Origin of the sequence: Robbsia andropogonis, assembly GCF_034047095.1 — a bacterium.
GTDB classification, from domain to species: domain Bacteria; phylum Pseudomonadota; class Gammaproteobacteria; order Burkholderiales; family Burkholderiaceae; genus Robbsia; species Robbsia andropogonis.
This window is the reverse complement of sequence record NZ_CP139170.1, coordinates 1-11446: the sequence shown is the minus strand read 5'-3', so window position 1 is coordinate 11446 and position 11446 is coordinate 1. Positions and strand designations below refer to the sequence as shown.

At 56.0% G+C, this 11446-nt stretch carries 8 protein-coding genes and 1 pseudogene; 3 read left to right on the top strand and 6 right to left on the bottom strand.

Going from position 1 to position 11446, the window contains the following annotated elements; genetic code table 11:
* Positions 1 to 123: 123 nt before the first annotated feature.
* From SJQ66_RS13705 to SJQ66_RS13695, 3 genes are read right to left on the bottom strand one after another with little or no spacing between them, the layout of a single operon-like run.
* The gene (locus SJQ66_RS13705) at positions 124 to 735 is read right to left on the bottom strand and encodes an IS66 family transposase zinc-finger binding domain-containing protein (protein WP_320534882.1); all 612 of its coding nucleotides are present in this window, start codon (positions 733 to 735) and stop codon (positions 124 to 126) included.
* A 44-nt stretch (positions 736 to 779) separates the two neighbouring features.
* Entirely contained in the window at positions 780 to 1124 is a 345-nt protein-coding gene (tnpB, locus tag SJQ66_RS13700; RefSeq protein WP_046154715.1) for an IS66 family insertion sequence element accessory protein TnpB, read from the bottom strand.
* The gene (locus SJQ66_RS13695) at positions 1121 to 1501 is read right to left on the bottom strand and encodes a transposase (protein ID WP_176026070.1); all 381 of its coding nucleotides are present in this window, start codon (positions 1499 to 1501) and stop codon (positions 1121 to 1123) included. The genes tnpB and SJQ66_RS13695 overlap by 4 nt, the downstream gene beginning before the upstream one ends.
* Before the next feature lie 150 nt (positions 1502 to 1651).
* Here SJQ66_RS13695 and SJQ66_RS13690 point away from each other — a divergent pair, with 150 nt between their 5' ends.
* Genes SJQ66_RS13690 through SJQ66_RS13680 form a run of 3 tightly spaced genes read left to right on the top strand, consistent with a single transcriptional unit; the run spans position 1652 to position 5173 of the window.
* On the top strand, positions 1652 to 2563 hold the full coding sequence (locus tag SJQ66_RS13690; RefSeq protein ID WP_320534881.1) for a hypothetical protein: 912 nt from the start codon (positions 1652 to 1654) through the stop codon (positions 2561 to 2563).
* A 37-nt stretch (positions 2564 to 2600) separates the two neighbouring features.
* Entirely contained in the window at positions 2601 to 3743 is a 1143-nt protein-coding gene (locus SJQ66_RS13685; protein WP_320534880.1) for a UvrD-helicase domain-containing protein, read from the top strand.
* The gene (locus tag SJQ66_RS13680; protein ID WP_157685720.1) at positions 3740 to 5173 is read left to right on the top strand and encodes a hypothetical protein; all 1434 of its coding nucleotides are present in this window, start codon (positions 3740 to 3742) and stop codon (positions 5171 to 5173) included. Before SJQ66_RS13685 ends, SJQ66_RS13680 begins: the two co-directional genes overlap by 4 nt.
* A 195-nt stretch (positions 5174 to 5368) precedes the next feature.
* Here SJQ66_RS13680 and gyrB read toward each other — a convergent pair whose 3' ends face one another.
* The 3 genes and pseudogenes from gyrB to dnaA form a co-directional block, all read right to left on the bottom strand.
* The gene (gyrB, locus tag SJQ66_RS13675; protein WP_024905183.1) at positions 5369 to 7849 is read right to left on the bottom strand and encodes a DNA topoisomerase (ATP-hydrolyzing) subunit B; all 2481 of its coding nucleotides are present in this window, start codon (positions 7847 to 7849) and stop codon (positions 5369 to 5371) included.
* A 424-nt stretch (positions 7850 to 8273) separates the two neighbouring features.
* Positions 8274 to 9377 (bottom strand): DNA polymerase III subunit beta, encoded by a 1104-nt coding sequence (dnaN, locus tag SJQ66_RS13670; protein ID WP_024905182.1) that lies wholly within the window; start codon positions 9375 to 9377, stop codon positions 8274 to 8276.
* Between the two features lie 470 nt (positions 9378 to 9847).
* Positions 9848 to 11446 (bottom strand): annotated as a pseudogene (gene dnaA, locus SJQ66_RS13665) (chromosomal replication initiator protein DnaA); the annotation flags it as partial.

Here is an 11446-nt window from a genome sequence, read left to right as displayed (position 1 = left end):
CTCAACGCTCACCACCAGAGCTCTTTACCCCAGCAGCTTGAGGTGGTTTGGAGCCTGCTCCTGCAAACCGACTCCGAGGGGCCCACCCTCATCTTCAATAAAGCACCACAGTTCTCCTTCCTGCTATGGAGGCTGTGTTCGTAACACACGGTGATCGGCATATTTGCCGATCATGACGTGTGCGAGCAAACCGGGACCGGCTAACCCTCGGGCAATGGGTCGTGACGGCGCGCTCGCTTGAACGAGTGTCTGACAGCATGCGCAACTGAATTTGGGGCGCACGTGTCGAATGACACGCCAGCTCCCGGGCAAGTACTCGAGCTGCTCGGCGACATCCTCACCGATTGGCTTGAGCGCACCGCCACAGTCCGGGCAGTCATCGCCTGAGGGCAGATGCTCGAGCGTGTCGCGTGGCAGGTCCTCCGGCAGCGGCTTGCGAGAGCGGTTTTTACGTTCTTGTTCGACAGGTGTGGCGGGCGGCGGATCTTCCCCGTTGTCGAGCAGCAATTCCTCGAGCTTGAGCTCGAGCTGACCGATCTCGGTCTCCAGCTTCTCGGACTTGCGGCCGTACATCTGGCGGCGAAGCGCCGCGATCTGAATCTGTAAATGCTCGATGAGCAGTTCGCGTGCGCTCAGATTCGATTGGAGTTTGCGCACCTGGCCGGCCAGATCCGCGACCATGCGCTGAAGCGCAACGACCTCGGTGGGGAGCGCACTGTTAGGGGATTCGGCCATGGCGACAGTTTACGCATTTCAGGCCCCGTATACAACTGCTACGACTACGCCGCACGGGGTGTGGCGGTGCGCTGTGGTCGGCGCCAGTCGATGCCTTCAAGCAACATGGACAACTGCGCAGCGCTCAAATGCACGCTACCGGAATCGGCCTGCGGCCAGACGAAGTAACCGTGTTCGAGGCGCTTGCAGAGCAAACACAGACCCTGTCCATCCCACCAGAGTACCTTGATTCGGTCGCCGCGCCGACCTCGGAAGACGAACACCTGGCCGCCGTACGGGTTGTTGGCAAGTTTGGTTTGCACGACAGCGGCCAAACCGTCGAAGCCACGCCGCATATCGGTTACGCCTGCGACAAGCCACACTTGCGTGCCGGGAGGTAGGCCGATCATGCGGCGCTTGTTGATGCCAAGGTTTGCGAGATGATCGTGCGCAGAATCTCGACCTCGACGTTCCCCCGAATGACGATCCTGGTATGGCCATGCAGCCACTCGAGCTCAGTCGGGGGAACTGTGGCTAGCGGAGCACGAGCGTATTCTGAAGCAGTGGATGCGGCGCTGACGACGGGCACGAAAGTGACGTGGTCGGCACGCTGATGCTCGCGACACCAGCGTGCCAGTTGATTGGCGTTGACGCCGTTGGCCAAGGCCAGAGCTGCACGAGAAACCTCCGGCAGCATGGACTGGCGCACAAGCTCTCGCTTGAATTCCTTGGTGAAACTGCGTCGCGCAGTGCGCGGCGTCACGGGTACCACTTGCTTACCTTCCATCGTCTGCATCCGTCGAAAAATCCGACAGCATGATGACGTCCATGTCGCGACGAAAGATGCCTTGGGTGGACGCTTACTGAGAACATCCATGTATCCCCGGATTTCAAGCAGTTAAAGCTTCTTGACCTCGGTGTGGCGCGTGCGTTTGAAATGTCTGATGGGGACGAAGCGAGCCTTACCGATACAGGCCAAACGCGCCCCTTTGTAGCGACTGCGCAATACAGTTCACCCGAATACCTGTTCCGCTTAGATGCACCGACGACTCGCCTCTGGAAAGGTTTGAATATTTACCAAGTTGGAGCAGTTCTTCATGATTTAATCATGAAACGGCAGATTTTCCATGATGAAGTGACGATGGGGAATCGATGGCTAGTTGCTCGAGCCGTCATGACAAACATTCCATCTTTCGGCGATTCTGGTGATGGACGTTTAGCAACATTAAAGGCTCTTTCAAGTCGTTGTTTAACAAAAGACCTCGATACGCGGTTGGCGATTGTTGAATGGAATGACTTTGCTAGAGATGTTACTGACGATGCCTTGTCGCGTTTGAAGGGGCGTCTGTTGAAATCTGTGCCGAGTGCAGCTAAGCAAGCGAAAGTGGCTCGCGATGCTCAATTGCAGTTTCAAAGAAATTCATTTGAAAAGCGATTTTCGGAGTCTGTGAGAGCAAATTTGCTTGGTGTTTGCGAAGGCCGGTTTGTTCTTAATATGCGGCCGCCTAAGCTTGTGGAACATCCAGTCTATCAGTTCGAGTTATCGGTAACCGATACAGTATGCATTCTGTGTTTGGTGTGTTTTCGATGGTGCGACGCTTTGCAGGAAAATACCGCTACGTTGATGTACGGTGCGTATATCGTAGAGGCGGAGAAAGGAATCGATACTAAGTTTCAAGCCGACGCAATTGCTTGTTCTGTCACTATTCAGGAGGGCGAGGCTGAGGGCGAGCATATATTGACTAATACGCTAGCAGAAGTATTTTTAGCTGGCCTTGATATTATCGATGCAAATCCTGGCGACGCTTCGGCTATACACGGCATGACTTTGAGCAAGCAGACCCCTTAAGAGCGAGACCGAAATGAATTCGATGTGGTGGCGAAAGTTGGAACAGCTCGATAATACGCAGCGGGCATTTCTTGAAATGCCCGTGCAGGGGCGTTATTTACTTGAAGGGCCTCCTGGTTCAGGTAAGACGAACTTGCTGTTGCTACGGGCGCAATACTTGGCTGGAACAGGCGAAAAGAACGTCCTAATTATTACGTACACGAAGACGTTAGCTAATTTCATACGAAGCGGCCCTATCGCTAGCCAGCTAATCTCAACATCGCAAATTAAAACATATCATTCGTGGGCGTTTGACCACATACGTCAATATTTAGGAAACGTTCCGATAAAAAAGACCAAAGGCGACGATTTCGATGAGGCTGACAGGGTCGCGATGCTTGAGGCCGTCATTGAAGCGAATAAACGTCTCCCATCGCCAAAGTTATACAGTGCCATATTCGTTGATGAAGCGCAGGACTTGACGGTGCGTGAGCTTGATGCATTGCTATGCCTGAGCGATAGAGTCTGTATTTGTGGCGATAAGCGGCAAGGAGTTTATAAACGTGATGGATTAGATATCGGGGACAGTCTAAATCTTGCTAGGTACACGCTGAAGGCTCATTATCGAATTGGTCAACGCATTGCGCATGTCGCTGATAGGCTTCTAGAGCCCTCGCCTGGGGAGAGGTCTCTTGAGGAGACGTCTAACTACAACGCTAAAGTTGAAGGTACCTCCACCGCAGAAATGCATCAGATTGATACCCGAGATGGCCAGTTCGCATCGATGTTAGATTTAATTCGGGTTCAGTTAGATGCATTTAGCGAGGATTCAATTGGAGTATTCTGCGGCAAGCGAGAAACTCTGGCCGAGCTTAGGGAACGTTTTGACGGTACCGATTTGGCGAGTCTAGTTTGTGTGCATGGGGTCGATAGCGATTCGAATTTCGGCGATGAAAAGCGGATTCATGTGATAACGATGCATTCTGCCAAAGGAACCGAATTTAGGTCGGTCCACATGTTTGCTGTAGAAGAGCTAAAGGGGTACGGCTTGAATCATCGAGAGTTGGGCTACACGGCAATCACTCGTGCACGAACGGCATTGAATGCATTTCGAACGGACGAAACCAATAAGCCCTTAGAGGCAGCATTTGCGCTTCCTAGCCCAATGACATCGGCAAGCCTATTCTCCGGTCTATCATGAATCTACAAGATTTTCGTTGGGTTGGCGTTCCTCGGCTAGAGTTGCCTTCGCTTCTGTTTAAGTACCAAGTATCAGTGATTGAGTTCTTTGCTAGTCCAGAAGCTTGTATCAAGCTTTCCGGTATTGCCGTCGGTTTGGATAGCGACTTGTTAAAGCAAGGTTACGCAGTACCCCGACTTATCGTTCTTGCTGATGAAGTGATGGCGGAGACCTTGTCTTGGCTCAGAACATTCGCGCCAGAAGCATTTCCGATTAGTCAGTTTGGGCGGGTGCTCAGTTTTTCGGACTGTGTCTCTTTCTTCGAAAAAGGGAAGAAAAGAGGTGCTAAGACAAAAAATATTTTGAACCGCTCGTATCGTTGGGCGTCGATAGTACTGGGCGAGTTGCTGAGTCAAACCGAAGGTGCAACCAGGCTCGGCTCATTAGCGTATGGGCACGCATCTTCGTGCTTTTCTATGTCGTTTGCGAAGGCGCAATTACTTCACGATGCCGATAAGGTAAGAGACACCTGCGCTGACCGGCTTCATTTATTTCAAGACGACCGGCGCTTTGCGAAGCGAACGTTATCGCTCAACGACCTTTTTCCGATTTGGTCATTGCTCGAGATGACCGTTCCTGAAAACGCGAATCCTGTGGAGGTCGTGGAATGGGCGCTTGCGAGGATGGCCGGTTTTGTAACGACAAAGGCCGTAAGAGGCAATAGTATCGCCGCGCTTATGGGAGCGGAGAGCGGTCTACTAAGTGATTCTGTTGAGGACCGTGTTAAAGCGTTTCAAAAACTTCTCATACGTCTTAACGCGGAATATGGTGAGCGATGCGACCCAATGCCGAACTTGCTGGTGGCAGCCGGAGCATTTCTCGTAGGCCGCTCGACTACGCACGTTTTTCTGCTCCAACGAGTGAAGGATAAGTGGCCGGTAGCGATGGCGTGGTTCGGGATGCTCGCGGCAGTAGGTGGTCAGGAAATTTGGGACGGAGAATGGTCTCGTGTCACACGCGGGGTAGAGAGAGTTTTACGGATTGGAATGGATGACCGTGCTACCGCTGCAGACCTTTCGTGGGCTGAGTATGCTTGGCTTCGGCACGTTTTTGAGGGGGAGGATGCGTTCTCAGACTTTCCTAAAATGCAGTCGAAAATGTTGTCGGTTGAAATCGTTCCTGGCGCGGTATGCCAGTTACGCATCGCATCTGGCTCGAGTAATCAACCAATCGATGCAGAGCGAGCATACGTAAGTGAGATGGAGCAGCGTATCCGAGCGCTTGAAAGCGTTGTCGAAAATTTTGTAATGTTGGGAACGCAGAGCCGAAAATTACTTGAACACAAGCATTTGGCGCAAGAACCGATTCGACCGAAAGAGCAAGGCAATTTGTACTTCGATGAAATGGACGCGGCCAGATATAAAAGCGCAAAAAAGTACGTAAAAAGATAAGTCCTTCAGGGCCGTCGCAGTTACGTGAACACGCTATGCGGCACCACTCATCCCGGCGGCTGTGCAATGATTAATACGGCGTGCACAGGACTTAAATTTGCGCTTTATAAACTGTGCCTATCAAAAAAACGGACCTATAAGTTTCTCAACTTATGGGTCCGTTTTTCTCAGCTTATGGGTCTAGCTACAACTCACTCAAACATCAATATTTCCCGCTCTCAGCGCATTACTTTCGATAAACGCGCGTCTTGGTTCAACTTCATCGCCCATCAGGGTATTAAAAATCCCGTCTGCCGCAATCGCATCTTCGATTTGCACTCGGAGCAACCGTCGCACTGCCGGGTCCATGGTGGTCTCCCAGAGCTGCTCGGGGTTCATCTCACCCAGGCCCTTATAACGCTGGATCGCCACATTCCGTTCCGCATCGGCCAGCAGCCATTTCATGGCGCTCTTGAAGTCGGTCACGGCTTGATTACGTTCACCACGCGCGATCAGCGCGCCTTCACCAATCAGCCCCTTGAACGTCTCGGCCGTCGACACAAGTTGCCGGAAGTCCGCTGTAGCAAGGAACTCACCATCGATCACGGAGACTTTGATATTCCCGTGATGCCGACGCGAAACCCGAAGTGACCACGACTCACGCACATCATCGTGCATTGTCGTCACGCTGATCTCAGGCTTCAACGGCGTAGCAGTAATGGCAGCCTGCAGCGCGGCGGCGCTCGCGTCGGCTTTTTCCTTGCTATCCAGGTTGATCTCGACGCCATCCATGATGGCTTCGAGGGCGGACGCATCAACATGCCGACGCACCCGGTCGATGACCGCTTCCGACAGCAAATAGCTCCGCGCCAGTTCCCCCAGTGCATCGCCCGTGATCGGTTCCGCGCCTTCGTGCGTTGTCAGCCCAGCACCATTGAGCGCGAGCTTCAACTTGTACTGCCGCAGTTCCGATTCATCCTTGAGATACCGCTCTTCCTTGCCGTGCTTGATTTTCAACAGCGGCGGTTGCGCGATATACACATACCCCTTCTCGATCAGGTCCGGCAACTGACGATAAAACAGCGTCAGCAACAGCGTCCGAATATGCGCGCCGTCCACGTCCGCATCGGTCATGATGATGATGCGGTGATAGCGGAGTTTCTCGACGTTGTAATCGTCCTTGCCGATCCCGCAACCTAGCGCGGTGATCAACGTGACGATCTGTTCCGAGGAAAGTAGCTTGTCATAGCGTGCTTTTTCAACGTTCAGCACTTTCCCGCGCAACGGCAGAATCGCCTGGAATTTCCGATCCCGGCCTTGCTTGGCCGAGCCGCCTGCGGAGTCACCCTCCACCAGGTAGACCTCGGACTTGGCCGGATCTTTTTCCTGGCAGTCGGCCAGCTTACCGGGCAGCCCCACGCCGTCGAGCACGCTCTTCCGGCGCGTCATTTCACGCGCTTTCCGCGCCGCATCGCGCGCGCGCGCCGCATCGATAATCTTCGAGACGATGATCTTCGCGTCGTTAGGCGTTTCAAGCAGGTAGTCTTCGAGTGCCTTCGCCACCACTTCTTCCACCGGCGCGCGCACTTCCGAGGACACCAGCTTGTCCTTCGTCTGCGATGAGAACTTCGGCTCGGGCACTTTCACCGACAACACGCAGGACAAACCTTCGCGCATATCGTCGCCCGACGTTTCGATCTTGGCTTTTTTCGCCGCGTCCGTTTCAACAATGTACTTGTTCAGAACGCGCGTCATCGCCGCGCGCAGGCCGGTCAAGTGGGTACCGCCATCGCGCTGCGGAATGTTATTCGTAAAGCACAACACGTTCTCGTTGAAGCTGTCGTTCCATTGCATCGACACTTCGACGGTGACGTTATCCTTCTCGCCAACCGCGTGGAAAATCGTCGGATGCAGGACTTGCTTGGCGCGATTGATGTATTCAACAAAGCCTTTCACGCCACCGGCAAACGCGTAATCGTCTTCCTTGCCGGAGCGCTTGTCCTGCAGGCGGATACGCACGCCATTGTTCAGGAACGACAGCTCACGAATGCGCTTCGACAAAATGTCGTAGTGGAAATCGACGTTACCAAAGATATCCTCGTCCGCCATGAAGTGGACTTCGGTGCCGTTATGCTCGGCATCACCCACCACCGGAATCGGTGACACTTCCACGCCATCACGCGTTTCCAGCGTCCGGTTGATGACCACGCCGCGATTGAATTCCAGGAAATGCTTCTTGCCGTCACGCCGCACGGTCAAACGTAACCACTTCGACAGCGCGTTTACGCAAGACACCCCCACACCATGCAGACCGCCGGAGACTTTGTAACTGTTCTGATCGAACTTGCCGCCTGCGTGCAGCTCGGTCATCACGATTTCAGCGGCGCTGCGCTTCGGTTCGTGCTTGTCGTCCATCTTGAGACCGGTCGGGATACCCCGGCCGTTATCCACGACGGAGATCGAGTTATCCGGATGGATCGTGACCAGGATATCGTCGCAATGGCCCGCGAGAGCCTCGTCGATCGAGTTGTCCAGCACTTCGAAGACCAGATGGTGCAAGCCGGTGCCGTCGGACGTATCGCCGATATACATGCCAGGGCGCTTGCGCACCGCTTCCAGTCCTTCGAGGATCTGGATCGACGAGGCGCCGTATGCATTGTCGGCTTCCGGTACTTGCGGTTTCTGCTGTTCAGTCATGTTCTATTCCGGTTCTGCTCGACGGTGCAAGGCAATTGCCCTGCCCATCTATAGGACGCTGCGATCGGCAAACGGAGCGCAACGGATGCGGCACGCTGCCAGTGCCGCCCTGCTCATCTTCCTGTCCCGCAAACAGCGCTTCTCGCGCCAGGAAGGAAACACAAGTCAGGTGTTTTCCTGGAAAGTGCTACCGCGGCAAGCCATCCCACTCCAGTCGAATCCGCTCGGATATCCGCGTGGGAGGGGAGGTCGCGCCGTGGTGGCGCCTTTCCGGTGCGTCGGGGGAATCATTCCGCGCTGTCCCGCGGGCAACGTGCTTGTCGCGAGGCTTTACCGCGGCCAATGACCGGCCGGGAAAAAAGGCGCGAGCAGGACACCAGCGGTCCCTCCCTCGTTGAGCCTCCCGGCCACGCACCAGCGGACGTCAGATGCGCATTGGCATCACCACGTACTTGAAGTCATCGTTCTCGGGAATGGTGATCAACGCGCTCGAGTTCGAATCGCCCAGGCCGATGTTCAGCATGTCGGCCTTCGTATTCGCGAGCACATCCAAGAGGTAGGTAACATTGAAGCCGATATCGATCGCGTCGCCGTCATACGCAATCTCCAGCTCTTCGCTGGCTTCTTCCTGGTCGGCATTGCTGGACTTGATGCCCAGCACGCCCGGCTTTACCTCCCAACGCACGCCCTTGAACTTGTCCGTGGTCAGGATGGCGGCACGCTGCAGCGAACGCTGCAATTCGTCGCGACCAATCAGGAAGAGATTCTTCTGCGCTTTCGGGATCACGCGCTGGAAATCCGGGAACTTGCCCTCGACCAATTTCGAGATCAATTCCACCGGGCCGAACGAGAACTTGATCTGCGAGCCGCCTAACGCGATCTCGACCGGCTCATCGATATCTTCCAGCAGCCGTTGCAGCTCCAGAACCGTCTTGCGCGGCACGATGACGTCCTGCTTCGGGAAATCGCCTTCGATCGTCGTCGAGCAATAAGCCAGACGGTGGCCATCGGTCGCCACCGCCATCAGCTTGCTGCCTTCGACAACGAACAGCATCCCGTTCAAGTAGTAACGGATATCCTGCTGCGCCATTGCAAAATGCACAGCCGACAGCAACTGGCGCATCGCACGCTGCGGCACCTTGAAAGTCGCGCCGAATTCCTCGACCTTCGCCAGCGTCGGAAACTCGTCGGCCGCCAGCATCTGCAAGCCGAAACGGCTCTTGCCGGACTTCACCACCAAGCGCTTGTCTTCCAGGGTCAGGCTGACGTCGCCGCCCGGCAAAGCGCGCAGGATGTCCAGCAGCTTGCGGGCGGCCACCGTGGTAGCGGCCTCGTCGGCACCGGCGGCGCAATCGGCCGACGTCGTGATCTGGACTTCGAGGTCAGTCGACAGGAAGGAAAGCGACGCACCCTGTTTCTTTATCAGCACGTTTGCGAGAATCGGCAGCGTGTGGCGCCGCTCGACGATACCGCATACCGTCTGCAGCGGTCGCAGCAGCGTATCCCGTTCAGTCTTGACCAATAGCATTCGACATCCTTCGTGTGTAGAGACAATCAACCACCGAGACCCATGGCAACACCGCGCCACGGCGGTTGACCGTTCAGGTCCGAATTGCGTATTGGAAGCGTTCTGGCCGGCGCTGCAACCCCCGGCGCAGGCCTGCACGCTTCTTTTACCGCAATACCGTATTGTGCCTCAAAATGGGCTGAAAAGCCTTATAAAACAGGAGATTCAATGGCCTAAACCGCCATAATCAATGCGCGTTGCGCATGGCAACCTGATCGATCGCGCCCCGCGTGCGCCATGACCACAGCAAATGCGCCGTGACAGCCGTGCGCACTCCCCGGAATGCCGGTTAGACACGTGCGCGTTGCTTGTGCAATATGGGGGGAGAGGCGACCGGGCGGAAATGCCGATGCCGGGGCAAGCGTGAAGGCGGTGGGGAGTGCCGCCAACTGAGTCGGGCAGCGAAACACCCAACGGTTCAATGGCTTGGGTCAGCCCTTCAGGGTCTGCTCCAATACGTGCAGTTCGTGGTTTAACTGCGGGTCCTTGCTGCGTTCCTCGGCGATCTTTCGCACCGCGTGGAGCACGGTCGTATGGTCCCGTCCGCCGAACAATTCACCGATTTCCGGCAGGCTTTTCTGCGTGAGTTCCTTGGCCAGATACATCGCGATCTGGCGCGGCCGCGCAATGTTCGCGGGGCGCTTCTTCGAATACATGTCCGCTACTTTGATGCTGTAGAAGTCGGCGGTGGTTTTCTGGATGTTTTCGACCGAAATCTGGCGATTTTGGACCGTCAGAAGGTCTTTTAACGCTTCCTTGGTCAGCTCGATCGTGATTTCACGACCATGGAATTTCGAATAGGCCAGGATCTTCCGCAGCGCGCCTTCCAACTCGCGGACGTTCGAGCGCAAATGCTTGGCGACGAAGAACGCGACATCTTCTGACACCGTCGCGCCTTCCGTCTGCGCCTTGCGCATCAGAATCGCCACGCGCATTTCCAGTTCCGGCGGCTCGATGGCCACCGTCAACCCGGAGTCGAAGCGGGATATCAGCCGATCATCGATGCCGGAAATTTCCTTCGGATAGGTATCGCTGGTGATGATGACCTGCGCACGGTTGGCCACCAGGGCCTCGAATGCGTAGAAAAATTCCTCTTGCGTCCGGGACTTGCCTGAGAAGAACTGGATATCATCGATCAGCAGCAGATCGAGCGAATGGTAGTAACGCTTGAATTCGTCGAATGCCTTGCGCTGATAGGCCTTCACAACGTCGGACACGTATTGTTCCGCGTGAATGTAGCGAATCCGCGCTCCGGGGTTATCCACCAGCATCTGATTGCCGATCGCGTGGATCAAGTGGGTCTTGCCCAGGCCCACGCCGCCGTACAGGAATAGCGGGTTGTACGAGATCCCGGGATTGTCCGCCACCTGAATAGCCGCGGCGCGAGCCAACTGGTTCGCCTTACCGGTCACGAACGTTTCGAACGTCAGCGCGTTGTTCAGCTTCGATCGATCGACTTGCGGCGAGGCCTCGCCGCCGGCCGCCGGTGCGCGCCAGTTACGGCGGGCGGCCGCGGCTTCTGCGGCATCGAGGCTCGGTGCGTCCGGATCGGCGTCGGCGGATTCGGCACCCCGTTCTCCCGGCGGCGACGATAACACCTGCGAGGGTTGCACGCCCGTGGGCGCAGCCGGGGCCTGGTGGTGGCGGCTCATGCCCGGATGGGCCGCGGCCGTCGCCACGCCGCCCCCGTTACCCTGGTGGTCACCGCCGTTGCCATTGTTCAACGACTGACGCAATGGCATGCGCACGCCCGTGGGGGCGTTCGCAGGCATGGCGCCGCCGTTCGGCGAGCCCAGGACGAACTGCACCTCCACGGGCGTTTGCCAGAAGTCGCGGGCCATGTCGGAAATGCGGCCCGAGAACTGGCTCTTGACCCAGTCCAGCTTGAAACGGTTAGGCGCGGCGATACGCAACATCTTCGTCGATGCGTCGTAATCCACCGGCGCCAGCGGCCTGATCCAGGTCTGATACTGCTGGGGAGTCAGTTCGCGCTCGAGCTGCGCTGCGCATTGTTGCCAAAAATTGTTCAT

Excerpts from the sequence above, each read along its gene's own strand:
- SJQ66_RS13680 (WP_157685720.1), top strand. The coding sequence starts at position 3,740 with ATGAATCTACAAGATTTTCGTTGGGTTGGCGTTCCTCGGCTAGAGTTG.
- gyrB (WP_024905183.1), bottom strand. The coding sequence starts at position 7,849 with ATGACTGAACAGCAGAAACCGCAAGTACCGGAAGCCGACAATGCATAC.
- SJQ66_RS13695 (WP_176026070.1), bottom strand. The coding sequence starts at position 1,501 with ATGGAAGGTAAGCAAGTGGTACCCGTGACGCCGCGCACTGCGCGACGC.
- SJQ66_RS13705 (WP_320534882.1), bottom strand. The coding sequence starts at position 735 with ATGGCCGAATCCCCTAACAGTGCGCTCCCCACCGAGGTCGTTGCGCTT.
- SJQ66_RS13690 (WP_320534881.1), top strand. The coding sequence starts at position 1,652 with ATGTCTGATGGGGACGAAGCGAGCCTTACCGATACAGGCCAAACGCGC.
- dnaN (WP_024905182.1), bottom strand. The coding sequence starts at position 9,377 with ATGCTATTGGTCAAGACTGAACGGGATACGCTGCTGCGACCGCTGCAG.
- tnpB (WP_046154715.1), bottom strand. The coding sequence starts at position 1,124 with ATGATCGGCCTACCTCCCGGCACGCAAGTGTGGCTTGTCGCAGGCGTA.